A 24785-nucleotide genomic window follows, 5' to 3' on the forward strand; every position below is an offset into this window, starting at 1 on the left:
TGCTGGCTGGTTCAGGCAGCCGCATCACGGAGCGGCGGTGCGGGCGGCAGGAAGACCGGCATCGTCTCGAAGCCGAGAGCCTCCAGGCCGGCTTGCTGGCGGGGCGTCATCTGGGCGCTGTCCCTGCGCCGTCGGGCCAGCCAGGCACCCAGGTGGACCTGGTCGCCGAGGATCTCTTCGGTGTGGTCCTTGGGCATGTCGAGGTGCCCGTAGCGCTGGTGGTACTGGCGTGCCGCGCGCAGGCCGCGGTTGAAGGCGCGCTCGCGGAGGCTGATGGGACGGGTCAGCAGCATGCTGTGGGGGTGGGCGTCAGGGCAGGCGCGCGCCAGGGCGGCCAGGAGGTGTTTTTGCTGGGAATCGAGCAGGTCGGAGTGGGTGATCTGCCGGTCCAGCCAACTGTCCCAGGCGGAGTCACGGCTGGCGTGGCGGTGGTAGGTGCACCGCCAGGTGCTGGTGGTCAGGCGGCGTCTGATCTGCGTGTAGGTGTACTGCCAGCGCAGGCTCCAGGGCGGGTTCCAAAACGGGTCGATGGCGTTGAGGGAGGCGATGCGGGCGGGGGCGAGCTGGCCGGTGTCGGCACGGCAGCGCATGGTCTCCAGCCAGGCGGCCAGGCGGCGGTCGCCGCCGTGGGCGTTCTTGCCCAGGGCGAGGGTGCCGTGGCGGGCGGCACAGGCGGTGATCCGGGCCAGGTGGTGTTCGAAACTTTCGGGGGGATGCGGCCAGGCCAGTCCCATGCTGGTGAGGGCGGCGATGCGCTCGGCGGGCAGGGCGCCTGCCGCGTACAGAGAGCGTTGCTGGCCGATCCACTGGCCCAGGGCCAGGCCGTCGCTGGTGACGTGTTCGCTGGGGACGTTCAGGTGACCGTGGCTGGTCCAGAAGGCCTGGGCGGCCTGCAAACCGTCGTTCCAGAAGGCGTTGTTGGGGGCTTTGTGGGTGCGCAGCTTCAGGGTGCGGGTGACCTCGTCGGCGCGGTGCGGGCGAGGTGCAAGGGGCTGTGGTCGCGCCTTTACTCGGGAGCCGAAGCGCTGGTACGCCCTGGTGTCGTAGACGGCAAGGCCGTTGAAGAAGCGCCAGAAGTCCGAGAACGAGGAGGAGTCCATGGCTTCCTGAGTGGACTGGCCGGGCGCGATGTAGACGGGGATGAAGATGGAGGCGCACTTGGCCTGGCCGGGAGGTTTACGCAGGGCCCGACCGATGCTCTGGGCGATGTTGCTCGGGCTGCGGCGCGGGTCGGCGATCAGGATTCCGTCGGTGTCGGGGGCATCGACGCCTTCGCTCAGTACACGGACGCTGGCGAGCACGGCGCAGTCATGGCTGGCGGCGGTGCTGCCCGGGGTGTGGGCGGAGAAGTGCTCGAACTCACGGAAGATCTGCTGGCGTCGCCAGGTCGGCTGGTTGCAGTACAGGGCGTTCGCCCAGGGGTTGCGGATGCCGGTGCGCTCCGCGAGCAGGTCGGCGGTTTCGGGCAGAGAGGCGACGAAGCCGCGGGCGGCGGCGATCCGGCCGTGGAAGGACAGCACCCGGCGCACGTCGTGTTCGGCCATGGACATCAGCAGGGCTGCCTGCATCGCGGCCAGACGGAGGCCGTCCTGGTGCGGGGTGGGCAGGGGTGCGTGGAGGATGTCGCGCAGCATGCTGTCGTGGACTTCCGGCACGATGAGCTGGTAGTCGGCGAGGATGCCGCGTGCGATGGCCTCGGCCAGGTCCAGGCGGTAGACGACGGGGCCGTAGATGGTGGGGTCGTCCATCGAGGCGAGCCGTTCGATCCGGGTGCGCGCCTTTGGATTTGATGTGGTGCGCCAGTTGCGGGGCGTGGCGGTCATGTAGAGGCGGTGCGCGGCCGGGATGGCGCGGTCGTCGTGGATGAGCGCCCATCGTTTGTCCCAGTCGCCGCTGGTGCGGTGGGCTTCGTCGGCCAGCGCGAAGACCCAGGGCGGCAGCCGCTGGTCACGGTGGGCCTCGGCAATGGTGGGCAGGGAGGCGTAGGTGGCGAAGACGGCGATGCGTCCTCCCTCGGCGACCCGGCGGGCCAGCACCCCGGCGTCTCCGGTGAGCAGCAGGTGGCCGCGCAGGCTGCGGTCGTGGACGCCGGGCAGTGAACACACGCCGATGAGCTGGTCGAAGCCACCGTCGGCCAGCCAGCGGGCCGCGGTCTGCGTCAGGAGTTCGAGGGTCGGGACGAGGACGAGAACGGGGCCCCGCGCGGCGAAGTGCTCGGCGACGCGCTTGCCGATGAGGGTCTTGCCGGTGCCGCAGGCGGCGATGATGGTCACGGCCGCGTGCCCCGTCCCGCTCAGGGCGTCAACGCCCGCGCCGACGGCTTCTCGTTGGTGGGGGCGCAGCTGAACACGGCCGGACATGTGACGCGCTGACTCCCTCGTCGCGGAACTCCGTGCCCGCGGGGGCACCTTCACCAGCCTGTTTGCAGTACAAGAGCGTGGCACTCTTCCTGCAGGTTCCGGTCGGCACTGATCGAATCTGCTCTTTCTTTTCTTCACATGTGCGTAAGAAGTCGACTCTGGGACCGGATGCGCGCCAGGTCGGACCGTTTCGTCGGCCTGAGCTGCCTGCCGAGGGGCGGCGGGAGTTAGATGAAGCCGCAGCCAGACATCCCGGAAGGAGGACGCCGCCATGGCGCAGAAGCGGGACGAATGGCTCGGGCGGCGCCGGATGCACCTGCGGCTGCGGTTTTTGCAGGGCGAGTCCACCGGCTCGTACGTGACGCGGCTGGCTGCCCGTAACAACCGCCCCCGGGAAGAGGTGCTGAGGAGTATGGGCACCGGCCCGGTGCCGGTCGATCCCCAGTACACCGAGATGTACGTCAGCCGCTACGCGCGCGAGCGGCTGGCCACGCTGGCCGGCCACACCGTGGCCGAGATGCAGGAGCGTCTGGTCGGCCTGCGTGACGAATTCCTCATGCCCAAGGACGCCAAGGACGACTGGGAGTGGCCCTGGGATGCGCGGGCCGGCTACATCGTGCAGGCCTGCTCCCTGTGTGCGGCGCGCCGCGGCACCCGCTCGCCTGCCTGGCTGATCCTGCCCGACCCCTGGCAGGTATGCCTGCGCCATCAGCGCTGGACGGACAACTCCCGCAGCACCAGGCACCCCTACGTCGATCTCAGCGAGCTCGCGGAGGTCGTCCGCGCGCAGCAGCGCCTGAACCGGATGCGCAAACGCCTGGGACCTGCCGGGCGGTGGGTGTTCGCGGACGCCTGTTCCGTCCTCGTCCGCTCCGGGTATCTCGAGGACCCGGCACAGACGGAGGAGTGGGCTGTTCTCGCGGCGAAGCTGGGCGAACAGCGGGTGCGGCCGCTGGCGCAATTCAGCCGATTGTCGCTGCTGACCCGGGATCTGGCCTGGCTCGAGGTGCGCCGCCTGAACGGCGTACTGGACAAGACCGAATACCAGGACTGGCTGCCGCGGACAGCGCTTCGGCACGGCTACCGGTTTATCGAGCCGCTGACCCTCTGGCACCACCAGCACCGGCCTCTCAAGCAGGGAATTCCACAGCTCTCCGGTGAGGAAGTGCCCTCACGCGCGGAGGCACAAAGGGTGACAGGTCACGCCCTGCCCTCCCCTTTGGCGCCGGTGGAGGAGCTGACATGCCTGCCGTGGGTACGCATGCCCAACTCGATGGACCGGCTGTTCCTGTAGTCGTCCGCGCCGCATACGTCTCCCCCGACGAGCGGGGCTGCCAGCCGTCAACTCCCAAAAAACTCCGCAAATTCGAACAGAATATCCAGTACCGATAAGTAGTCGTACCGGAAAGCGAATTGTGACTTTGTCATTTTTCGCTCGATCAATGAATAACTTTCCGTCAGAATAGTGAATATCCGGTTACCTCCTGGCCAAAGACGGCCCCAGACGACGGGACGTTCGGTGGCCGAAAGAATCCCTTTCCCAGTCTCCAGGCGGCGCTTCAACGGAGCCGAGCGCACTGCCCTGTACCTGGCCGCGGATGGCATCTGCCAGCGCTGCGATACGCCGCTCCAGCCCGGCTGGCACGGAGATCACATCGAGCCCTATTCCGTCGGCGGCCCCACCGACGTCGTCAACGGGCAGGCCCTCTGCCCCTGCTGCAACCTTCAGAAAGGCACGACCTACATGAGACTTCGCAGGTGGCAGGAAGACGGCCTCCGTAAATTCCTCGGCGCGCGGGGGGACTTCCTGGCGGTTGCGACCCCCGGGGCCGGCAAAACGACCTTTGCCCTCCAGGCGGCCAGGGCGATGATCGACAGGAGCGAAATCTCCAACATCATCGTCATCGTTCCGACCGCTCACCTGCGCGGGCAGTGGGCCAAGGCGGCCAACAGGGAGGGCATCAAGCTCGACTCCGATTTCGTCAACCGGAACCAGCAGGTCGCACGGGACTTCGACGGTGTCGTTGCCACTTATCAGTCAGTCGCCGCGAGCCCTCTGCTGTGGAAGAAGCTCGCCTGCGACCGTCGCAGGCCCACGCTCGTCATCCTGGATGAAGTCCACCACGCAGGAGACTCCGAGCACCTCGCCTGGGGTGCCGCGCTCGCCGAGGCATTCGGTGAGGCTTACCGCCGCCTGTCGCTGTCCGGAACGCCTTTCCGCAGTGACAGCAAGCCCATCCCCTTCCTCAACTACGACGCCGCCCGGCGTGTCGTGCCCGACGTCAACTACGACTACGGCATGGCCTTGCAGGACCAGGAGGTCGTCCGCCCGGTCGCCTTTCCCGCCATGGACGGTGAGGCCCGATGGCGGTTCGCCTCGCAACACCCCATGGCGCAGAAGCTGTCGGAGACGGATCCGACCACTCTGGCCGCAGCGCTGAAGGCCGCTCTCGATCCGACGCACGACTGGATCCCCTCGGTGCTGCTGCGGGCGCACGAGGAACTGGAGCTCATACGCATGGACAAACCGGACTGCGGCGGCCTGGTCGTCGCGACGGACCAGGCCTCGGCCCATGCCTACGCCGAGATTCTCCGTCGCCAGACGGGCGATCAGGTGGATGTTGCGGTATCGGATGATCCTGCTGCCTCCAAAGTCATCGAGCGCTACGGCGCCGGTGATTCCCGCTGGCTGGTTGCCGTGCAGATGGTGTCCGAAGGCGTCGACATCCCCCGCATCGGAGTGATCGTCTACGCCACCCGCATCCGTACAGAGATGTTCTTCCGCCAGGTCGTCGGCCGCTGTGTGCGCAAGCAGGGCGACGAAGACGACATGTGCGCCCGCGTCTTCATTCCCTCCATCACCCAGCTCCTCGGGTACGCGGCCGCGATCGAGCGCACGGTGGATGCTGTTCTCGCGGACGAGGAGAGCCGGGTCCGCCGTTCCACTGCGGAAGGCGAGGGGACGGACCGGGCGCTGCCCAGGACGCCGGAGGTGATCGGGTCGTCGACGGCCGCCCACGCTTTCACGATCAGCAGCGGCGACGCGTTCGAGGAAGCGGAACTGCTGCACGCGCGACGTCTTGGGCAACAGGCGGGTCTGCCGCCGGGGACCGAGCCATCGGCCATCGCACGGCTTCTGCGGCTCACCGGGACCTCGGCGAAACCCGGCGTGGCGCCGGAGCCCGAGGTCGAGCTGACGATGTCGCAACGCAAGAAGGAAGTCCGGGACCTGATCAAGCGCAAGGTCGGCCGGCTCAGCCGGATGACGCGCAAGCCTCACAGCCACCTCCATAACGAACTCAACCGGTCATTCAGCGAGCGATCGATCGATCAGGCCACCCTCGAGACCCTCAGCCAGCGGCTCGTCATCCTCGACCGGTGGATTGAGAACACGTGACCCCGCGCTCGCCGAAGGCCAATGCCGTCCTGGTGCAGGCTCTGGGCAGCGGCATCCGTTCCACGGGCAATGGCCTGACGGATCTTCCGGTGCTGCTTCGGCGGGTCGTGGAGGAAGAAGCGTGGCGGGCTTTCATCACCCCGTTGGGCAGGCTGGTTGAGCACGAGCGGTTCGTCGACTTCGTGGCGGCACCGCCCACCGAAGGCCTCGGGGCGACCATGGAACTGATCCGGAAGATCGTTGCCGATGATCCCGTCGCCTGCGATCTGCTCGATCAGGCCGTCGCGGGGCGGCAGGGCAGACGGAGAGACCTCTTGGATGACATACAAAAGGTTGCTGAGGCGGCCGCTCCGTCCGGGACCTCCAGAGCGGCCGGCCTTCGCCGGCTGCGCAAGAACCGCCCCGACCTGCATGCCGAAGTCCTCGCGGGACGCATGTCGACGCACGCCGCCATGATCAGGGCGGGCTTTCGCCAGCGGAAGCTAAGCATCCCCGTCAGCAGCACGGAGGACGCCGCGATGGCCCTGCGACGGCATCTGGAGCCCGACCAGCTCACGGAACTCGTAAGGCTCCTGACGGTCGACAACCGAGAGCAGCGCCTGGGGTAGAGCTGCAGCCGGCTCGGCCTGCTCCTGCTCCCACGCGCCGGCCTGCGAAGTCACGGGTTGCCGCACGATGCACCGACGGCACATGGCGGACACACACGTAGGCATCGTCCGGCTGAACAGGCACACGGAGCGCATCCGCACCAGGGGACATCGTCAAGACCGCAAGCCCACCTGAATCCTTTCGGGTGAACTCCAGCAGCTGGGTCCTACGGGAGTGGGCGGGACCCGGATCCTGTTGAACGTCTGCCGCGCAGCACAGCGGCCGCGGCACGAGAGGAGCAGCTCGTGGACTTACAGGTGCGCTACCGCGACGACTTGGGCCGCGAGTGCGTCAGTACGCCGCGGGCAGTGCACGGGCTTCCGGTGGAGGAGTGGCCGGTGCTGCACGAGCAGCGCGCTTACCGGGGGCGGAAGTCGAAGGTGCGGCAGTGGTGGTCGTCGACCACCAAGAAGGGCGTCAGCTGCAGGTCGCAGGAGCATGCGTACGCGGCCATGTTCCTCGACCGCGATCCGCGCATCGTCTGCCTGGCTGCGCCGTCGCTGCAGGTCGAGTGGCGGGAGGGTGAGCGTGCGGGAGTGGTGAACCCGGCGTTCATGGCACGCACCGCCGAGGGGCAGCAGATGTTGTATCTTCACTCCCCCGCCGGGAGGGAGCCGGACGATCAGGAATGGTCGGTGGCCCGGGCAGTTGCCGAGGAGGCGGGATGGCAGGTGGATGTCGCCCGCGCCCCGGGCGGCCAGCTGCGCCGCAATGTGTACATCGTCTCGCAGTTCCGTCACGACGAGTTCGCCGACGAGAGGTCCAAGACGGTCTTGCTGGAGACATTCGCCCGGCCCCTGCCCCTGGGCGAGGGCGCCGACGCTGTGGATCTTCCCCCGGGACAGGGCCGCGCGCGCAGCTGGCACTTGCTGTGGACGTACGACCTGACGACGCACTGGGATGAGCCCCTGACCCCCGACAGCCTGGTGTGGGCGGCCGGAGCGGCAGCATGAGCGCCGTGCTTGCCCTGCCGGTCGATGCCCCGGACGAGCCTGCAGGGACGCTGCGGCCGGGGATGACGGTCCGGTGGAAGGCCGACCGCTATCTGGTGGGCGCCCTGCAGGGCGCCACCGTGCACCTGGCGGCGATGGACGACGCCGGCCAGGACGCGCTGGTGCTGGTCTGCGTCCTGGTGTCCACCCCGGACTTCGCCGTGCTGAAGGCCGACGGGACGCCACAGGAGCCGGAAGCGGTGCCGGACCTGTCCGTGCTGGACCGCCTGGAGGAGGACCAGCTCAAGGAGGCGCGCCAATGGGAGAAGCACGTCCGTGAGGTGCTGACCGGCCGTCCTGTCGGCGCCCGGGACGGCGCCTTCACTCCGCGGCACGGCTATGATCCCGCGACCACCACCCGCACCGCCCGCTACGCCCTGAAGGCTACCGAACTGCAGGCGGCCGGTCTCACCGGGTCGGTCGCCACCGTGCAGCGCAAATGCCTGGCCTACGAAGCACACGGGCTGCTCGGTCTGGTCGACAAGCGGTGGCTGCGCACCGGCACCGTCTACGGAAACGTCGACGAGCGTGTGGTGAAGCTGATCCGCCAGGAGGACAAAGCCCAGGGCGGCGCGTCGGCGGGCACCTTCTCCCGGCTGTACAAACGAGTGCGCGCGGCGCTGCGCCGCGCGTACCCGGATGAGTACCGCGCCCTGATGCCGGCGCGCACCACCTTCTACGACCTGCTCAAGCGGCTGGGGATCTCGAAGGAGTCGCTGGAGGCCGCGCCCGGGCAGGGCGAGGATGCCACCGCCCCTCCCGAGCCTCCCTACCATCGGGCGCCGGTGTCGTTGTTGGGCGAACGCGTGGAGATCGACGGCACCGGGCTGGACGTCCTGGCGCTCGGCGACGACGGGCGTCCCGTGGCAGTGGAGTTGACCTATGCCTTCGACATCCTGTGCCGCAGCTTCATCGCCGGAATGATCGTTCCCAAGTCTTCGGGACGCAAGAAGGGGCCGGGCAGCCGACGCCGCGGCGGCCGCGGCACCAAGTCGCTGGATGCCGCGTTGCTGCTGGGCCAGGCGATGGCGCCGCTCGCCGTGCGCCCCGGCTGGTCGCCGCAGGCCCTGGCCGCCAACTCGGACCTGCCCTACGCGCAGATGCTGGCCGGCGATCCGCGGATGGCCGGCGCCGCGGCCCGGCCGGTCATCCGCCCGAAGACGGTGGTCGTCGACAACGCCAAGATCTTCAAGGCCCGGCACTTTAGAGACGTGTGCAGCATGCTGGGCATCGAGGTGGAGTCCGCCCGGGAGCGCACGCCCACCGACAAGGCGGTCATCGAACGTACCAATGCCTCGGTCAAGAGCATGTTCTCCCAGTTCGTCGCCGGCTACACCGGCAACACACTGGCCACACGCGGCAAGGACGTCGAAAAGGAACGCCTGTGGACGCTGAACAAGCTGCAGGACCTGTGGCACGAGTGGGTGGTCACCGAGTGGCAGCGGCGGCCGCACGAAGGACTGCGCTCCCCCTTCCTTCCCTCTCTGGTGCTCACGCCGAACCAGATGTATGCGGCGGCGGTGGCCGTGGAAGGCGGCGTGCCGCGGCCGGTCACACCGGATGAGAGCCGCAAGCTGCTCCTCCATGTGAAACGGACCGTCACCCGTGACGGCATCAAGATCGACAACCGTACGTATGTCAGCCACCGCATCCGGGAGTTCAAGAACCGCCACACCGGCATCAAGGGACAGGGCCAAAGCTGGTCGGTCCACTACAACCCCTACGAGCCCAGCCGGGTGTGGCTGTACGACCACACGGTCGAGAAGGACCCCACCCGCAGTCCGTGGGTGCCCTTCGACTTCAAGTACCAGCACCTGATCTACGACTCCTGGACCCAGTACCTGTGGGAGAAGGCCGCCGACCTCGTCGCCGGCCTCACCGGCAGGGAAGGCAGCGAGGAAGAAATCGCCCGGGCCGTGGACGATCTCCTGGCCCGCGCACGGCGCGGCCCCTCCCCCTCCGCCAAGCCGGTGGCCGCGTTCGTTCCGCAGCCCCTGGAGATCGCCGAAACACCGGTCAACCCGTACGCGGGGATCACCCGGGCCGAACCCGGCAGCGTCACGCCCGCACCGTCTCTCAACGTCGATGCCAAGGACCTCTTCCCCGGCAGACGCGCCGCGCTGCCGCCCGCTGCGCCCGAACCTGCCGCCCCGCCTGCGTCGCCGGTCCAGGCGCGGCCGCCGCGGCGTCGTCCCGCCCCTGCGGGAGGGCACAGCCTGGGCGGATCAGCCGGCGACATTTTCCGGGAACTGGCCCCGGATCCGTCCGAGCCGCCTGCGCCGTGGCCCGGCCAGGACTCGCCACCGCCCAGCCAAGACCCCCAGGAGACGTGATGGACACTGCGCGCACCGCCCCGAAATCAGCCGCCTCCGCAGCTCTCGCTGCACGGTGGGCGCCGATGGATCCCGAACTGCTCACGGTGCGGGAGGGGTTCATGGACTTCGTGCACCGCACTCTCAAACCCCCGGATTTGCAGGACTGCGCCCCCCAGGGCACGAAGGTCACCGACACCGATCCGCGGATGATCTACCACGGGGAGATGATCGCCGTCAGCACCCCCGACGTGACCCAGGGGCTGAAGGACGCGCGGCGCACCCTGCGCACCAACAGGTTCCGCCCCACCGGCAAACGCATGAGCATGATCATCGACGGATGTGCCGGCAAGACCACGCTGCTGCTCCAGATCGGACGCGCCTACCAGGGAGTGCTGGAGACCGAACGTCGGCCGGACAGTGAGTGGACCCCCGTCGTCTACATCAACGTCCCGCCACGCCATGAAAGCAACATGGACTGGTCCCTGCCCTTCGCGGACTTCTTCGGCATGGACCACACCATCAACATCGACAAGCGGACCTACCGCAGCACCGACATGACCGAACCGGTCGTGCACGCCATGTGGGAAAGCCGTACCTCCCTGATCCTCATCGACGGCGTCGACCGCATCCACGACAGCGACCTGGCCACCGCCTTCGACTACTTCGACTGCCTCCAGGGCCGCCTGCGCGTCTCCGTCGTCTACAGCGGTCGCGGCGCCACCGACATCGTCAACGAAGGCCTGCACAACCGCCGCCGCAGCGAACGCCCCCGCACCTCCGAGCAGTTCAACAGCAGTCTGCCCGTCATGCGGATCAACCCCATCCCCCTGCATGCAGGGCAGGAAGGGGGATGGCGGGGCGTGGTGCAGCGCTACGACGACAACCTCCGGCTCTACAACCACAGGCCCGGCGCGCTGCTGGACCTCGAGGAAGAACTCCACGCACGCACCGGCGGCTACATGGACACCCTCGACCAACTCATCTGCCAGACCGCCCAGGAAGCCATCGAATACGGAACAGAAGCCATTACCGAAGAAGCCCTCAACAACATGATCGTCGGCCGCCACGACCCCGGCAACGACTGGGATTAGGGAATCCCGGCGCCGGAAACGACCGCCGCAGCACGGCGGGAAGCCGCCGACCGGTTCTTCACTCCGCAGAAGGCTGCAGGCACAAGCCGCCCTCGGGAGAGGGGCCGGCCCCGACACAGAGAGGTGATCATCGTGCAGGAATCGGACGTCATCACCGTACCGACCGGCGACGGCCCCCAGCTGGCGCTGGCTGTTCAGCGTGGACAGCGATCCGTTGCGCATCTCCGCGGCACGTCTTGTCGCCTACGCTGACGTGCCGCGGCGACAGTCCACGGTCCGGTGCGCACGGCCGCAGGACAAGCCGCTCGTGGAGCGGGTCGGGAGCCTGCTGCGCAGCGGGCTGGCCGGCCTCGCCCCGCGAACCCGCCAGGATGCCGAGCAGCGCCTGGCAGATCTCGTCGCCACCGCGAACGGGGACCTCGCCGGGCGCCAGCGGTCCGGGGCGGGCTGACTCTGCCGAGCCGGCCTGCCGTACCGCTCGCTTGGAGGTCATGGTCCGTCAAAGGGCAGGCCGTGTGAGGGACGATGCCCGCATGGACAACGAAGGGAACCGGTCCGCTGCGGCCGGAGCTCAGATCCCCGCACGGCTGCGTGCCGTCGGACCGGGCTGGCATCCCCTTCTGGAACGCCTCCACGCGCAGCTCACCGTGGACATGCCCGGTTACCGGGTCACCGACGTGACGGAGAAGCTCGGCGGCTTGCGCATCCATGTCACCGCCGGCGAGCAGGCTGTGCCCGAGAAGGTAAGTACGTTGGTGGCGGCATCTGTCGCGGAGGCGGCTGCTACATGCGAATTCTGTGGGGCAGTCGGCCGACCGCGCTCACGCAACGACGCCCCCGGAGGATGGATCAAAACGGTCTGCGACACCTGCCACGCCGACTGGTCCGCCCACAAGATCCTGATCGTGCGGGGTGACGTACTGCGCCGCCCGGTTTAACGGCGTGGCCCCTCATGGCGTCATCCGACGGGTCCGTCCAGCCGTAACTCCACCGGCGTGATCCGACCGTGCCGGGCTGCCCAGGCCGCGCCGACCCAGTGGTGTTCGCGGGGAGCGAGGATCACCGCGATGACGCTGTGGAAGCCCAGTTCCGGGTCGCCGAGAAGTTGCCTGTAGGTGGCGGCGTCACGAGCGCTGGGGACGGGGCGGCTGGTGGGGTGGGTGTGCCACTCACCGACCCAGACACTGGCGTCGCTCGCGAACGCCTCGTCGGCCAGTGCCTGGGCGTGTGCCAGGTCGCGGAGGAAGTAGGTGGGTGTACGTACGGCGGCGGGACCGGGGGTTCCGGCGTGGTGGACGGTGACGGTGTTGTGGGTGTGGTGTCCCAGCAGGATGCCTCCGGTCTCGGTGGTGTGGTCAGCCGTACGCAGTTCGGTGGTGATGATCCGGGCGGCCGGGGCGGTGAGGTGCACGGTGGTGACGGGCTGCTGGGTCATGGTGCTTCGCAGGTGGGGCAGCCGGATCTCGGTGGTGTGGCGGGAAGCCAGCGCAGCTCGGCGGTGTGACCGAGGTTGAAGGGCGGGGCCCAGTCGGGCTGTCGGCGCAGGCCGAGCAGGGCGTGCTCTCCCGGCAGTCGCTGGTCGGGGTGCCCGGCGCGTTCGAGGACGGTGGCGACGGCGGTTTTGGCCGCGAGCTGGGCGACCAGGTGAAGGTCGGAGCCGACGGCGGTCATCGGCCGGTGGCGGGTGCCGGTGCCGTACCCGGCGTCCAGGGCGGGCTCGGGGTCAAGGCCGCCTGCCTCGGCGAGGCTCTGGCGCCGGCAGGTGAGGCAGCCGTGCCGGGGCCAGGGGTGCAACCGCAGAATCTCGCCGAGGGCACCGTCCTGCAGGACGCACGCGAGGACTGCGGTGAGGCCGGCGCGGCGGGCCAGGTGTCCGGTGACACGGCGCGGGGCCACCCCGTCTGCCGTGCACACGACGAGGTGAGTGTCCGCGAGGAGGGCCCGGACGTGGTCGGCGTGTTCGATGACGTCCAGGGGCAGGGGGGTGACCGCGGTGTCAGGGCGCAGGGAGGCGAGTTCCTCGGCGAGGGCGGTGACTTTGTGTCGGCCGATGTGTTTGCGGGCGCTGGTGTGCCGGACGAGGTTGTGCCAGTCGAGCCGGTCGGGGTCGATGAGGGTGAGATGGCCGACGCCGTAGCCGGCGAGTGCGTGCGCGGTGGCCGAGCCGATGCTCCCCGCTCCGATCAGCATGATCCGCGTGTTCTGCAGTTCCTTTACGGGCCAGTGACCGCTGAGTTGCCCAATCCCGGTGGTTTCGGGCTCGGCCGACGCCTCGAGGGGCTGGAAGCCCGCACGGGTGACGTGCCAGGCGACGAGGTCCGGCAGACCGCTTTCGGGAAAGGCGTCCTTCACTTCGGGGGCGTGGGTGATGGCCACGTAGCCGCCGTCGCCCGGCGTCTTGAAACCGCTGGGCACGGCGTCCTTGAACACGTCCAACTTCATGGACGTGCCACGCCGTACCCGCAGGAGGTACCAGAGCGCGTGGAGTTCACTCTTGGCCTGGTACCAGTAGCCGGTAGGACGGGAGTCGCAGCTGGCGAGCAGGCGGGGGACGGGCGGCGGCGGGTCGACAGAAATGATGGAGCCGCCGCCATCGGAGATGCCGCCCACCACAGCTAGGTCGTCCGGCTGGCTGATACGCAACGACAGTCGGCCCCACGCGCCCGAGGTGCGGAGTGTGGTCGCGGCGTCCTGTGGGATGAGGATCAGCACGCGGGACCGTCCTGCCCGCCGGTGTCCAGTTCAGGGTGGCCAGTGGTGTCCTCGGGTGGCAGGGGCTGGGCCAGGAAGTGGTCGAGGCTGTGGTCGGTGACGATGCCGCTGCCGGTCATCTGCTCGATCATCTGGTGTTTCATCAGTGCGTACTCGATCCGCCAGCCGGCGGCCTTCAGCAGCAGATCGACAACGGACTCGCGGCCCGTCCATACGTCGTCGCGCAGGAGGCACAGGCTGGCGTCGCCGTTGACGTGCCAGCGGTGCTGGGTCCATTCAAACGGTTCGGGCAGCGGATCGAGGGGGACGAGGCGGGGCGCCACCATGGGGTACGCCTGGCTGTACTCCAGGCGCAGAAGGAGTCCTTCGTCGCCGATCCAGGTGGTGAGGTGCTCGGGCTCGGGCCGGTCGAAAGGCCAGCGGGGCAGCCTGCCTTCCCAGGTTCCTGCTCCGGCGTCGTTCCAGACGAGGCCGGGGAACTGAGCGGTGATCTCGTCGTGGTCGCAGCGAAGCCGGCGTGCTTCGCACGCCCACCAGGTGATGGGCGTGCGGTCATTGGGCGTGTGTGCGGTGGTCATCCCTGGGGTGCGTCCTTGATGGGCCGCGGGGTGATGAGCGCGGGCGTCCCGGTGATCAGCGAGGCAGGCTTGGCCGGTGCAGCGGGTGCCGGGAAGTCGTCTCCGAAGATCTCCTGCCACAGTCGCAGAGCGTCGTCGGTGTCGCCCTCGGTCGCGGCCGCGCAGGCCCGCTCGGCGATGTCCGCCGCGTTGGTGAACGCGGCGGACAGCCCCGCACGGTCGAGGTCCGGCTGGATCTCACCGCACAGGCCGGCCGGGTCCCAGACACCCTCGTTGACGCGGACCGCAGCCGCGGTGAAGAACGTCCTGAGCGCCTGGGACCGGTTGCCGGTCCTGGGCATGCAATTGAGAGCGAGGACTTCCATGACGAGAGACTTGATGCGTCCCTCGACCGGGGCGTCGAGCCGCCACTGCTTGAGGACTCGGACCAGGGGCCGGAAGTGCGACCAGTCACGCTGGTGATCGGCGACCTGCTCGATGAGGTACTCCGGGTTGGCGGGCACCCAACGAGTGCTGAGCTTCTCGGGGATGAGCAGCGTGCCGTCGGGCTGGCGCAGCGCGGGCATCACGTCGACCGTGAAGGCATCGGGATCCTCGGGGTCGTCAAGGAAGCACTTGACCGCGTGGTTACGCAGGAGAGTATGCCGGACCTGGTTGGCGTGAGTGCCGTCGCTCTGGCTCAGCAGTTGGTTTACCCGGGTGCGGACGTGCTCGAGAGCATCCTCTGCGCTTGAGCCCTCGCTCCCCCACTCGGGCTGTTCAGCCTGGTCGTAGACGGCGATGATGTCGACGTCGTGGATGGGCTTGAGCTGCGTGCTGCGGCTCAAGGAGCCCGAGCCGAAGGTCTCCAGGACATCGGGCTCGCTCAGCAGCGCGGTCTTGAACAGGTCCCGGCGCTCACGAGCCAGTCCGGTCTTGCCGATGTCCTCGTTGACGGCCTTCTGCAGCGCGTCGAATGCCTCGTTGATTCCCATGGGGTGTGCCTCCTCGGGCGCGTCGTCCAGCCCGGGTGCACGCCGTGGCCGCTGGCTCCCGGGTGGGGGTGCGGCGGCCGCAAACAGGCATCGGTGGCTGCTCGTTCACCACAGTAAGACCCGCCACTGACAAACCCTCCTGCACCAGGACTAGCTGATTGTTCGCGGTGGCGTTCGCACATATCGGATCCGCGCGCTTTGTGCAGGTGGGAGGCACCTCGGGGCTGCGGCCTCACGCTGAGGAGCCCGCCAGGGCCGGGCCAGTGGCCCCGGGGCCCGATGCGGGCTCGTCCGACGACAGAAGGACGAGGCGGACGGCCGGGCAAAACACACCTTTCACATCTTCGGCGTCAGCGGGCACACAGCGGGACACTGCAGAGGAGACTTCGACCGGAGGATGGGGGGGACGTGTGAGGTGGCATGGGCAACTGAGGCGGCTGCTGTTCTCCCGGGAAGGCGCCGGCACGGTGCTGATGGCGGCCTCCACGGCCGTCGCGCTCGGTGTCGTACCGAGCATCCTGGAGCAGTGGACCAAGCGGCAGTGGGTGTTTGTCGTGGTCTTCGCCGGCGCTCTCGTCCTGATGCTGGCGGGGTGGGTGCTGCAGCGCCCCCGTGGACTCGGCGTAGTGGTCAGCCTGTACCCGGCGGACCGCACGCAGGCCTCGCGGGTCGTGGCGCTGAAGAACGCTTCCCGCACCGCGCACAGCGCGACGCTGGTCATCGATCGCGCGGTCCTGTGGCCCGGCGAGCGCTCTGTGCAAGGCCGTTCGGACGTCGCCGACTTCGTGGCCAGGCTCATCGACGCGCAGATTGAGGAGTTGCGAGCGGGCGGCAGAGCGGAGCCCGAGGTCGCGCTGTACGTGCTCGCTCATCTGCAGGACGGGTTCCTTCTGGGCCGGCGCCTGGCCGACGATGCACAGCTGTCGTTGGCCGTGATGCATCTGTCTCAGCAGGCCGGGCGCTCTGTGGTCCCCGGCGTCGAGCTCGGCAGCTCGCTGCGTGCTGCGCTCACTCCCCCACAGCGCGCGCAGGTCACCGGGCTTCTGGTGGCCCCGACGCGCGGCCGTCCGCAGCTCGTGGAGATCCCCGCCGCAGCCGGAGCGCAACGTCACCGGATCGCGCTGATCGTGCGTCTGGCATCGGCCGGCTCCATGGTTGATGACGCACGCCACGTGGCGGTGACCGGGCAGGATTCCTACGGGCCGGGACACCACACCGGCTACCGTCTCCCGCCCGCGGGCCCCGGCGGCACGGACGGTCCGTGCGGCGCCTATCTCGTCATCGACACCGGCAACGCCTACCTGCCCGACGATCCCGGTGTCTACGCCGCGGTGACGACGTATGTCTGGGAGTGCTGGCAGGCTGCGCGGCAGGAGTGGGCGCAGCGGCTCGGCGTCGCCACCGCGGTGGAGGGGCTGCTGTTCTTCCACGGCCCGCTGCCGATCGCTGTCGCGCTGGGCTGGCTGACGGCCCGTGACCGGATATCTCTGGTCCACCACGACCTGCGGCTGGCGCAGGGCGCGACTCCGCCGTAGGCAGCGGGATCGTAGTGGTTGTGGCGGGTCCTCATGCGTCGATGACGAACGCCTTCTCGTACACCTGCTGCGCGTTGACGTCCTCGTACACGGTGGTCGGGCGCAGCCGGTTCCACCGGTTGCCCAGCAGCAGGGACAGGCCCATGGGGCCGGCCTGGAAAAGGTGGATCGCGGGGTGGGCGCGGCAGGCACGGCGGAGGTGTTCCCGGATGCCGACGGCGAGTGCGTTGGCCGTTGCGGCGTCCGGGATGGAGTTGTCCTTCGCCCCGCCGGGCGGGCGCAGTACCAGCAGCCGGGAGACAGGGATCTGCTGCTCGGTCAGGAAGTCCAGCACATCCTGAGCAGGGTCGGTGGCGACCGCGATGGCGACGGCGAGGTCGGGCCCGAGATCGAGGACGTGCTCGTCGACGGCCGGCTGCAGCGGAGTCTCGTAAGGCTCGGCGGATGACCACAACTGGCCGCGCTGGACCACAGCCAGGTCGGCGCCGGTCACCATGCGGAAGGCCGCACCGACCACGAACGCGGGTGCCAGACGCAGGCTGCCGGTGACGGCAACCGCTGTGGTGCCGGGCGGCATCCGATACGGTGCGGCTTCGATGTCCTCCTGCAGCTGAGCCCAGGTTGCCGGGGCCAGCGGGCGCCGTTTCAGATAGGCCGAGGCGCCCTCGAAGCGCTCCGCCCAGTCCACCCCGTAGTCGGCGTCCTCGGCCATCGGGTCCGGCTTCAGGGTGGCGATGGACACCACCGCACGTGACGAACCCTCAGTAGCTGTTGTCGTTCCGATCTTGAGGGGTGTGAGTCGAACGGGAGTCTCGATCGGGTGGTTGGCGCCGGCTGCGGGCATGAAGGCAGGGCCTCTTGGTAGCTCGGGGTTGCGAAGCCAACCGAGATCCAGGAGACCCTGTTGCCGCAGTTGTACGTGCACACGCCGGTGGAGTTCAACTCGGCTGCACCGACGTGTGATTGTGTCGCCCACCGGTTCGGAAACGCAGCCGATCACCCGGAACGTGTTCGGCGGTATCCCTCGGACATGACGGACGCGGAGTGGACCGTGGCCCGGCCGCTGCTGCCCGTGCCGGGCTGGCTGCGCGGCCGGGGCGGACAGCCGGAGGCGTACTGCCACCGGGCAATACTCGACGCGATCCGCTACCTGGTCGACAACGGCATCAAGTGGCGGGCCATGCCCGCCGACTTCCCGCCGTGGGACCGGGTCTACGCGTTCTTCCGCCGCTGGCGCGACCACTGGCTGGTCAAGGAGTTCCACGACCGGCTGCGCGCAAGGATCCGCGAAAGGGACGGGCGCGACACGGAGCCGACGGCTGGCGTGATCGACTCGCAGTCCGTCAAGGCGGACGCCGTCGTCGGTGCGGACAGCCGCGGCTTCGACGGCGGAAAGCTGGTCAACGGGCGCAAGCGGCACGTCGTGGTCGACACGCTCGGCCTGCTGCTGGGCGTGATGGTCACCGCCGCGGACACCGGCGACCGCGCCGCCGCCCAGGTCCTGCTGCGGCAGGTCGCCGACGCCCACCACCGGCTGGAGCTGGTCTGGGCCGACGGCGGCTACACCGGCAGCCTCGTCGAGCGCTGCCTCACCGTGCTCGCCCTGGTCCTCGCGATCGTCAGACGCAGCGACGACATGCGCGGCTTCGTGGTCCTGCCCAAACGGTGGATCGTCGAGCGCCTCTTCGCCCACCTGATGCGCACCCGCCGCCTGGCACGCGACTACGAACGCCGCACCACCAGCGCCGAAGCGATGATCTACTGGTCGATGACCCTGCTCATGACCCGCCGCCTCGCCCGGCCACACCCGCAGCGAGCGTGAACCGTCCCGGCTGCCCCTCGGCCAGCCAGCCCCGCGCGACCAGTCGCTTCGCCTTCGACCGCAGCGCCTCCACCTTGGCCGGCACCACGTCAAGACCGAACAACACGGCCAACTCCTGGCAGGTCAGCGGACCTTGACGGAGCCGGTCCCGGTCCGCGAGCGCGGTGAGGATGCGCTGATAGTCCACCGACAGCACCGACCAGGCCAGCCCCTCACGCCACATCGGAACCTGCGACTTCCTCTTCGCTGCCTCCGGCACCTGCGGCGTCTTTCCGGTCTGCTCCCCGGCGGCTGGCGCGGTCCCCTCGGCCCGGGCGGGGTCCTGCCCGCTCTCGTCCACGGGGGCCAGCACCTCGCCGACCCGCGAGCAGGCGATGGCCCACTCCCTCCATTCCCGCTCGGCCACGGCCAACTCGGCCTGGACACGGTCGGCTTCCTCCCGCAGCTCGTCAACACGACGGCGAGCACCCAGCTCACGCTGTTCCAACAGCCCAACCACCGACGGCATCCACGACCTCCCGGGCAGCGACAACACGACAGGCCACAACTCCCACGGGATCGCCGACCCTACGCCTGACCAGCGGAAACGCAGTCCTCAAGTCCGGAAAGACAACAGCTTCTTAGTACGTACGCCCGCTCAGCCGTCCCGACCGCGTCGGTCTGCAGGGGTGCAGGGGAGCTGGAGGGAGTCCCGGCCGGTCTGCGGCTGAGCCGCCGAAGGCAGCTGCCCAACAGCTCTTTTGCCTGGTGGAACGTGCTGGGGTGCTCTGGGGCATACGTCCTCCTGGTCAGGGTCACGCCCCAGGCTGCGGCGCCAAGGCCAGCCAGTTGGAGGGCGCCTCCGAGAACGATGAGAACGGTCATGTAGCGGACTGTAGATCGCCCGCAGAGACTCGGCACCCGCGTAGGTAGCTGCAGTAACCGGGGGCCAGGAAACGCGTAGGAGCGTGGCGGCCGGACTGATCGCGGCCTGACCGCGGAGCGCCTGGCCCAGAACCTGGGCGAGGACCCCGAGAGCGAGATGCGCCGCCGCATCATCGACCAGGTCCTGGAAGCCTTTACGCGGATGAACAACGGCGCCTCCGTCGAAGAACCACCACCGGCCAAGCGGCAGACGAAGAAGAAGCGCGCCGCCGCCACCGAGTAGGCCGCATCACCCTCCTCGCCTCCGGCGTCGTCGACACCGGTCTCGCGCCTTCAGGGTGAGGGCGTGAGGCGGTGCCAGATGAAGATGCAGCTCTTGATTAGGTGTTTTTCTTCTTCTTGTCAACCGCCGTTGAGGATGCCGGCCGCGGCCATGACGACCATGCACAGAGTCAGGGTCGATGCGAACGCCGCCCCGGCGTTCCTGGTGATCGTATTTACGTCGGCATGCTGAAGGCGGGCGAGGAAGCCCGCGATCAGTGCCGCGCAACAGGAGATCAGGAAGGCGATCGTGATGAGGGTGATGGTGAGTGCGGCGCCGATGGTGGGCATAACCAGGTAGGTCACAGTTCCGCCTCTCTGCTGTCGGTCGGCCGCGCCGACCGACAGTCGGGTGGTTTGGCGGGTCCGTCGGCACGAGGGTTACCAGGCCAGGGTCGGCGGACCCGCACTTCTTTGAAGGTCGTATGCCATGGAGCATGCACGCCCTCATCGTGGTGGTGCCCAACCAGCCACGCGTTTGATCGTGCGTGGATGGAAGCCTTTCAGGTGGATGGCCATGGATATCTATTAGCGCCCTGACCTGTGCATAGTTCCAATGCACTTCCGTAGTGATGCTGCTTGTCCGGCCATGTATTCGATCTTCAAGTCACCTGCGTGGGTAACCTCGACGCCCTGACCTGCGCCTTTTGGGTGCACCCACATGCCCTAGATTCCTGAGGTATGTGAGCTATACGCTGATGGCACCTGATGGGAGGTCAAGTGCCGACCCTGAATGCACAGTTGAGTGGCGGATTCCGCGATGCGGTGAAGGCTGAATGCGACAGGATCAACCAGCGCAGGCCCAGGCCAGGCGCACCGAAGAGGCAGGCTCCGGAGGGAGGCTTCGGGCCATACAGCGCGGCCTTCACGCTGAACCGCACATGGCTTGCCCAGCTCGTACATGAGCGACATCCCGCTCTGGGTATGTCACTTGAAGATATCGAACTGATCTTCAAGCCGAACTGTCGGCTTCTTCCGGTGGATCTCGATCTGCGTCAGCGCTTCCTCCAAGCGGTGGAGGACGAACTGAGCCGGTGCGCCCAGATCGCAGGCAAAATCGCCCCGACCCTCGACTTCACCAGAACCTTTCTCGGAGCGGAGCCCAAGGTGTATCAGCTCAGCCCGTTCGACTCTGAGGACCTCGGATTCTTTCGGATCTCCACATGGAACCCGGCACGCCCGATGGTCGAGGACCGCAACGTGGCGCCGATCGAGATCGTGGACTGGGCGACCGAGCTGACCCGCCACGGGCAGCGCGAAGACTGGATCCGTGACCATAAGCTGTTCGACCGTTTGCTGGCCGAGGCTCAGGCCGAAGGCATGGGCAGCCCATGTCCTGCCCTGGTCAGTTACGAGGTGGACGATCGGGAACAAGACCCCCGCAGCGAGCAACTGCACCTGAAGGTGTCCCGCTCCGTCTACTCACGTCACGTAGCCCTGCGTAACTACATGCGCGCTGACAAGGCCGCCTACGAAGCAATCCGTAACAGGATCCTCCACGGCAAGTACACCAATGGCCGGCAAGAAGGGCTGCGCCGCATCATCAGGTCCGCCCCGAGGTCCAACATCGCCATCAACGTCACGGTCCAGAGCCGCACCGGCACGCTTATGGTCATCGGCCGTCCGACGGGACAGCGTGTCTGGGCGGACTTCCACCAGGCAGGTGCCCACGAAACCATGAACTGGCCCGCCCCTCAGGAAGACGTGGAATGGTGGTTCAAGCTCGCGAGGCGGGCCTTGAAGGAGGAGATCGGCCTTACAGACCGCTCCGACTACTACGATCACATCGTCTTCTCGTGGTTCGGGTTCTACGCCCTTGAGGCATCCGCATATTTCTTCGCTCACGTGCGGACCCGGCTCAGCGAACAGCAACTCGTCGACGCAGTCCGCGCGTCATCAGGACGCATCGAGGCCGACACTGTTACGTGGATCCCCGTCACCGCAGAATCGCGCGATTCCGTCATCGACACCTGGAAGGCTGGTCCTTGGGAAGAGGACGCCGAGCACGACTCCGCAGAACGCCGCTGGCTCCCGCACTCGGCTCTGTCGCTTACTGAACTCCTCCGGGTATCCGAACAGGGCATGATGGACCCCCCAGAAGCCGACTCCTGATTCAGCAGACGTTGAAGCAGCGCCAGCGCGCCGGACGGCGCCGGGTAAGGACGGCCATCATCCGCCGGACGATGGCTTCCGGGTCCACTGGCTCGTTCGGGGGCTCTTGCGGGTCAGGCGCCTGGTCATCATGGTGATGAGTGCCCAGTTCAGGTGTGCTTCGGAGTGCTGGGAAAGACGTTCGTAGTCGCGTGCGTTGCGGCGGGCGTTCATGCACCAGCCGGTTGGGTCGGCCGCGCGGCGAGGTGCCTGCCGTGGCAGGCCCTTTTCCGCACGGCCTCCCGCCGAACCGGACATGACGGTTTCCTGGTCATCCGGCTCTCCAGTGACTACGACGTGAAGGGCTTGGCCGCCTGCGCCCCGTGGATCCGATCGTGACAGGCATCGCAAGCCACGACCGTTTTACGGCGTCGATCGAGCATGACGCGCGTCCAGTCGGACGGCGGCCATCCGGCATGGGCGAGATCTGCAAGGGCGCGAATGTGATGCACCTGCACATCACCGTTGTGCCCGCAGATCTCGCATGTGTCCGCCAGGAGCCGGGTGACCAGCTCTTTGTGCGGATAGTCCACCCACGTCGGCCGCCGGTCGACCACCTTCGCCGCCCGCTGCCGATAGAGGGGTATTCCACCGAACCGCGCCACCAGCGGTTTCCTGTTCTCCCGCTCGATATGGGCCTCGAAGCAGACTCGAGGGCCATGATCCGTGTCGATTCTGGTTTTGTGCTTGGCAGCCATCTTCGACACGGATGAACGGTGCTTGGACGCAAGGGTCTTGAGCATGGATGTCTCCATAACCCATCGCAGTCGGTGCAGCCGGGAAACATCCCCGGCGAGCAGGTAGTACTGGACAATGCCCCGATAGACGGCCCCGAACGTGGCAACAATCGCGTGATCGCTGCTGTTGATGAGGGCATCTCGCTTTGCGGGTTTGCCGCGGGCAAGATAGGGGGCACTTTTGGACTTGATCGCGTCCAGAGGGACACGAAGAGCGATCTGACCGTTGACGCGTCGGTAACGGCCGGTCTTCTTCGTGTCGTTGTGCTGGGTCGCGATCTCGTAACCGAGGAACCTGGCCGCTTGGGTGCGACCGTGAGTGATCAGCGTTTTCTCCTGGGAAAGCTCCAGCTTGAGTTCTTCGCGCAGGAACATCGCCAGGCGTTGCTTGATCTGCTCAGCCTCGGCCTTCGGTCCGGTGAATCCGAGGAGGTGATCGTCTGCATAGCGGATGTAGCGCAGCCTCCGGTATCCCAGATCTTGTGGATCCGAGCTCGGCAGGCTGACCATCTGCTGCCGCAGCGTCCGGGCCTGAACCCGGTCACCGCGTCGGCGAGCCTTCGCCAGCAGATTTTGCAGCTCCAAATACGCCGGATTTCGGGCCCGACGCACCCCTCTGGTGTACTCCGGAATCAGTACTGTCTCTACGAACTCGTCCAACTTGTGCAGATAGATGTTGGACAGGATCGGGGAGGCCACCCCGCCTTGCGGCGCTCCGGAGAGCGTGGCGCCCCACTTCCAGTCCTCCAGGTATCCGGCTGTCAGCATGTTCCGCACCAGCCGCAGAAACCGCTGGTCATGGACCTTCTCGCCGAGAATCGCCAACAGGACCTGATGGTCCAGGCTGCCGAAGCAGTCAGCGATATCACCCTCGATGAACCAGGCTGTCCCGGTCCAGGTGTGAGCCACCTCCCGCAGCGCGGTATGGCACCCACGACGAGGCCGAAACCCATGAGACCGGCCGGAGAGCATCGGCTCGTAATACGCCTCCAGTAAGAGACGGACGACTTCGCCGACAAGCTTGTCCGACCACGTCGGCAGCCCCAGAGGACGCGTCTTCCCGCGTTCTTCTTGGGAATATGAACGCGCCGGACCGGACGGAAGCGGTAACGCTCGTGGCGCATCGCTTCAATAGTACGGTCAATTTTCCTCTGCGACATGCCGTCAGCGGTTTCCGTTGTGACCCCGGGCGTCATCGCGCCGTGGTTGGCGTAGATTCGCCCGTAGGCCAGCAGATACAACTGCGGGTTGAACAGTTGTCGATACAGTTCCTCGCACGGCAGGCCACGCCTGCCGCGTTCACGCAGGACACCCAGCACCGTTTCGGCACTCTGCATTTCGCATACCTCCCGAGTCTGAAGGTGTCCGAATCACCTGGCCCCCTTCGCCCTGCGGACGGCTTTCCCATCCTCCCTGGCCGGGCGTTGCTCCGGCGACTACTACGAGGCCTCCGTCGCCATAGGACTCGCGTCCCGTAGGCGATCCCACGTTCGTCTCTGTTTGTACGTTCTAGCGCGACGTAGGCGACCCACTCATCTCCTTGAATGTCCTCGCTGGACATCGCCCGCGCTCCGGAGGTGCACCGACCGCACAATAGAAGCCAGTGCAGAGCACGGCGTCGGTTTCAGCTGTCTTTCCGACGGATGGGAACTTGCATCTTCTGGAGATTGGGCTTCAAACAATTCAGTCTTCGCCATATCGCGCGGGCCACCCAGCACACCGCCCCTGACAACTGGGCCCGGTCACTGGTTTTCTGACATGCTTTTGTCCCCTTCGCCTTTCGGTTCCAGGTAAGTCATCGGGCCCAGAAACCTCCTTCCGAGTTCCTCCCGGCTGAGCCGGGGATACAAACAGAGCGCCTCGTGGCGCACATCGTGCGCTCGACTTTCCAGCGGCGAGGCAGCACGCTCATTGGCCGCTGACGGCCTTGTGGGCTGCTTCGATGAACTCTTCCAGGCAGGCCCGGAAACGTCCCTGAGCCGCCTCGAATCGCTCACGTGCCTCTGGTTCCTCTTGGGCAATACGCCACAGGGCCGAATTGGTTTCCGATGCTGCTTCCAGCACGCCGCGAGCGGCTTTGGCGACTGTGTCGGGTCCTTCCAGCACGATGACCCGTACGCAGCGCATGAGCGGATCGAAGACATTACGCAGTTGCGTTCTAAGTTCCTCGATGCGCGCCAACCGGTCGACGTGATCGGTGAGATGGAAGTTGGCGTCGCCAACCTTCCAGTACAACTCGCCGGTGACGTGAGCCTGCTCCATCAGTTCCAGGTAGGCGCTACGCCGAC

At 67.4% G+C, this 24785-nt stretch carries 21 protein-coding genes and 2 pseudogenes; 12 read left to right on the forward strand and 11 right to left on the reverse strand.

Annotation, left to right across the window (positions count from 1 at the left end):
* Nucleotides 1-11: 11 nt before the first annotated feature.
* The gene (locus OG241_RS00105; protein ID WP_405812621.1) at nucleotides 12-2360 is read right to left on the reverse strand and encodes a Helicase associated domain protein; all 2349 of its coding nucleotides are present in this window, start codon (nucleotides 2358-2360) and stop codon (nucleotides 12-14) included.
* A 271-nt stretch (nucleotides 2361-2631) separates the two neighbouring features.
* On the opposite strand from OG241_RS00105, the gene OG241_RS00110 reads away from it, so the two are divergent.
* The 8 genes from OG241_RS00110 to OG241_RS00145 all read left to right on the forward strand — a co-directional run bounded on the left by OG241_RS00110 (nucleotide 2632) and on the right by OG241_RS00145 (nucleotide 11741).
* On the forward strand, nucleotides 2632-3654 hold the full coding sequence (locus tag OG241_RS00110) for a TniQ family protein (protein WP_405812623.1): 1023 nt from the start codon (nucleotides 2632-2634) through the stop codon (nucleotides 3652-3654).
* Between the two features lie 225 nt (nucleotides 3655-3879).
* On the forward strand, nucleotides 3880-5757 hold the full coding sequence (locus OG241_RS00115) for a DEAD/DEAH box helicase family protein (protein WP_405812624.1): 1878 nt from the start codon (nucleotides 3880-3882) through the stop codon (nucleotides 5755-5757).
* Nucleotides 5754-6365: a hypothetical protein gene (locus OG241_RS00120; RefSeq protein WP_405812626.1), complete on the forward strand. Its 612-nt coding sequence runs from the start codon at nucleotides 5754-5756 to the stop codon at nucleotides 6363-6365. Before OG241_RS00115 ends, OG241_RS00120 begins: the two co-directional genes overlap by 4 nt.
* A 285-nt stretch (nucleotides 6366-6650) precedes the next feature.
* Nucleotides 6651-7358, forward strand: coding sequence for a hypothetical protein (locus OG241_RS00125; RefSeq protein WP_405812628.1), 708 nt, complete (start codon nucleotides 6651-6653; stop codon nucleotides 7356-7358).
* Nucleotides 7355-9730, forward strand: coding sequence for a Mu transposase C-terminal domain-containing protein (locus OG241_RS00130; RefSeq protein WP_405812630.1), 2376 nt, complete (start codon nucleotides 7355-7357; stop codon nucleotides 9728-9730). The genes OG241_RS00125 and OG241_RS00130 overlap by 4 nt, the downstream gene beginning before the upstream one ends.
* Complete coding sequence (locus OG241_RS00135) at nucleotides 9730-10803, forward strand: ATP/GTP-binding protein (RefSeq protein ID WP_405812632.1); 1074 nt, start codon at nucleotides 9730-9732, stop codon at nucleotides 10801-10803. Before OG241_RS00130 ends, OG241_RS00135 begins: the two co-directional genes overlap by 1 nt.
* A 253-nt stretch (nucleotides 10804-11056) precedes the next feature.
* The gene (locus OG241_RS00140) at nucleotides 11057-11254 is read left to right on the forward strand and encodes a hypothetical protein (RefSeq protein WP_405812634.1); all 198 of its coding nucleotides are present in this window, start codon (nucleotides 11057-11059) and stop codon (nucleotides 11252-11254) included.
* Between the two features lie 82 nt (nucleotides 11255-11336).
* The gene (locus OG241_RS00145; RefSeq protein WP_405812636.1) at nucleotides 11337-11741 is read left to right on the forward strand and encodes a hypothetical protein; all 405 of its coding nucleotides are present in this window, start codon (nucleotides 11337-11339) and stop codon (nucleotides 11739-11741) included.
* Nucleotides 11742-11761: 20 nt separating this feature from the next.
* On the opposite strand, the gene OG241_RS00150 is transcribed toward OG241_RS00145, so the two are convergent.
* From OG241_RS00150 to OG241_RS00165, 4 genes are read right to left on the reverse strand one after another with little or no spacing between them, the layout of a single operon-like run.
* Complete coding sequence (locus OG241_RS00150) at nucleotides 11762-12238, reverse strand: Mov34/MPN/PAD-1 family protein (protein WP_405812638.1); 477 nt, start codon at nucleotides 12236-12238, stop codon at nucleotides 11762-11764.
* Nucleotides 12235-13515 carry a HesA/MoeB/ThiF family protein gene (locus OG241_RS00155; protein WP_405812640.1) on the reverse strand — a complete coding sequence of 427 codons (1281 nt, stop codon included), beginning with the start codon at nucleotides 13513-13515 and terminating at the stop codon, nucleotides 12235-12237. The genes OG241_RS00150 and OG241_RS00155 overlap by 4 nt, the downstream gene beginning before the upstream one ends.
* Complete coding sequence (locus tag OG241_RS00160; RefSeq protein ID WP_405812642.1) at nucleotides 13509-14093, reverse strand: hypothetical protein; 585 nt, start codon at nucleotides 14091-14093, stop codon at nucleotides 13509-13511. Before OG241_RS00160 ends, OG241_RS00155 begins: the two co-directional genes overlap by 7 nt.
* Nucleotides 14090-15067: a hypothetical protein gene (locus tag OG241_RS00165; RefSeq protein WP_405812644.1), complete on the reverse strand. Its 978-nt coding sequence runs from the start codon at nucleotides 15065-15067 to the stop codon at nucleotides 14090-14092. The genes OG241_RS00160 and OG241_RS00165 overlap by 4 nt, the downstream gene beginning before the upstream one ends.
* A 410-nt stretch (nucleotides 15068-15477) precedes the next feature.
* Between OG241_RS00165 and OG241_RS00170 the strand changes: the two genes are divergently transcribed.
* Nucleotides 15478-16602 (forward strand): hypothetical protein, encoded by a 1125-nt coding sequence (locus tag OG241_RS00170; RefSeq protein ID WP_405812646.1) that lies wholly within the window; start codon nucleotides 15478-15480, stop codon nucleotides 16600-16602.
* A gap of 31 nt (nucleotides 16603-16633) precedes the next feature.
* Here the strand turns inward: OG241_RS00170 and OG241_RS00175 are convergent, their stop codons facing one another.
* The gene (locus tag OG241_RS00175; RefSeq protein ID WP_405812648.1) at nucleotides 16634-17344 is read right to left on the reverse strand and encodes an SAVED domain-containing protein; all 711 of its coding nucleotides are present in this window, start codon (nucleotides 17342-17344) and stop codon (nucleotides 16634-16636) included.
* Between the two features lie 288 nt (nucleotides 17345-17632).
* Between OG241_RS00175 and OG241_RS00180 the strand changes: the two genes are divergently transcribed.
* Nucleotides 17633-18424 (forward strand): IS5 family transposase, encoded by a 792-nt coding sequence (locus tag OG241_RS00180; protein WP_405812650.1) that lies wholly within the window; start codon nucleotides 17633-17635, stop codon nucleotides 18422-18424.
* On the opposite strand, the gene OG241_RS00185 is transcribed toward OG241_RS00180, so the two are convergent.
* Nucleotides 18381-18932, reverse strand: coding sequence for a hypothetical protein (locus OG241_RS00185; RefSeq protein ID WP_405812652.1), 552 nt, complete (start codon nucleotides 18930-18932; stop codon nucleotides 18381-18383). The genes OG241_RS00180 and OG241_RS00185 overlap by 44 nt on opposite strands.
* Before the next feature lie 513 nt (nucleotides 18933-19445).
* Between OG241_RS00185 and OG241_RS00190 the strand changes: the two genes are divergently transcribed.
* Nucleotides 19446-19571, forward strand: coding sequence for a hypothetical protein (locus OG241_RS00190; protein ID WP_405812654.1), 126 nt, complete (start codon nucleotides 19446-19448; stop codon nucleotides 19569-19571).
* 119 nt (nucleotides 19572-19690) lie between these two features.
* Here the strand turns inward: OG241_RS00190 and OG241_RS00195 are convergent, their stop codons facing one another.
* Entirely contained in the window at nucleotides 19691-19915 is a 225-nt protein-coding gene (locus tag OG241_RS00195; RefSeq protein WP_405812656.1) for a hypothetical protein, read from the reverse strand.
* 414 nt (nucleotides 19916-20329) lie between these two features.
* Here OG241_RS00195 and OG241_RS00200 point away from each other — a divergent pair, with 414 nt between their 5' ends.
* The gene (locus OG241_RS00200) at nucleotides 20330-21721 is read left to right on the forward strand and encodes a hypothetical protein (protein WP_405812658.1); all 1392 of its coding nucleotides are present in this window, start codon (nucleotides 20330-20332) and stop codon (nucleotides 21719-21721) included.
* A gap of 66 nt (nucleotides 21722-21787) precedes the next feature.
* Here the strand turns inward: OG241_RS00200 and OG241_RS00205 are convergent.
* The 3 genes and pseudogenes from OG241_RS00205 to OG241_RS00215 all read right to left on the reverse strand — a co-directional run.
* Nucleotides 21788-21940 (reverse strand): annotated as a pseudogene (locus tag OG241_RS00205) (IS5/IS1182 family transposase); the annotation flags it as partial.
* 110 nt (nucleotides 21941-22050) lie between these two features.
* Nucleotides 22051-23834: pseudogene (locus tag OG241_RS00210) on the reverse strand (reverse transcriptase domain-containing protein).
* Nucleotides 23835-24405: 571 nt separating this feature from the next.
* Nucleotides 24406-24759 carry a hypothetical protein gene (locus OG241_RS00215; protein ID WP_405812660.1) on the reverse strand — a complete coding sequence of 118 codons (354 nt, stop codon included), beginning with the start codon at nucleotides 24757-24759 and terminating at the stop codon, nucleotides 24406-24408.
* Between the last annotated feature and the right edge of the window lie 26 nt (nucleotides 24760-24785).

It is taken from the genome of Streptomyces sp. NBC_01390 (genome assembly GCF_045040105.1).
In the GTDB taxonomy this organism is placed as follows: domain Bacteria; phylum Actinomycetota; class Actinomycetes; order Streptomycetales; family Streptomycetaceae; genus Streptomyces.

Bases quoted from the DNA above. Each gene is read 5' to 3' on its own strand.
- OG241_RS00190 (WP_405812654.1), top strand. From the start codon at position 19,446: ATGCGCCGCCGCATCATCGACCAGGTCCTGGAAGCCTTTACGCGGATG.
- OG241_RS00135 (WP_405812632.1), top strand. From the start codon at position 9,730: ATGGACACTGCGCGCACCGCCCCGAAATCAGCCGCCTCCGCAGCTCTC.
- OG241_RS00165 (WP_405812644.1), bottom strand. From the start codon at position 15,067: ATGGGAATCAACGAGGCATTCGACGCGCTGCAGAAGGCCGTCAACGAG.
- OG241_RS00110 (WP_405812623.1), top strand. From the start codon at position 2,632: ATGGCGCAGAAGCGGGACGAATGGCTCGGGCGGCGCCGGATGCACCTG.
- OG241_RS00145 (WP_405812636.1), top strand. From the start codon at position 11,337: ATGGACAACGAAGGGAACCGGTCCGCTGCGGCCGGAGCTCAGATCCCC.
- OG241_RS00130 (WP_405812630.1), top strand. From the start codon at position 7,355: ATGAGCGCCGTGCTTGCCCTGCCGGTCGATGCCCCGGACGAGCCTGCA.
- OG241_RS00180 (WP_405812650.1), top strand. From the start codon at position 17,633: ATGACGGACGCGGAGTGGACCGTGGCCCGGCCGCTGCTGCCCGTGCCG.
- OG241_RS00185 (WP_405812652.1), bottom strand. From the start codon at position 18,932: ATGCCGTCGGTGGTTGGGCTGTTGGAACAGCGTGAGCTGGGTGCTCGC.
- OG241_RS00150 (WP_405812638.1), bottom strand. From the start codon at position 12,238: ATGACCCAGCAGCCCGTCACCACCGTGCACCTCACCGCCCCGGCCGCC.
- OG241_RS00160 (WP_405812642.1), bottom strand. From the start codon at position 14,093: ATGACCACCGCACACACGCCCAATGACCGCACGCCCATCACCTGGTGG.
- OG241_RS00105 (WP_405812621.1), bottom strand. From the start codon at position 2,360: ATGTCCGGCCGTGTTCAGCTGCGCCCCCACCAACGAGAAGCCGTCGGC.
- OG241_RS00215 (WP_405812660.1), bottom strand. From the start codon at position 24,759: ATGGAGCAGGCTCACGTCACCGGCGAGTTGTACTGGAAGGTTGGCGAC.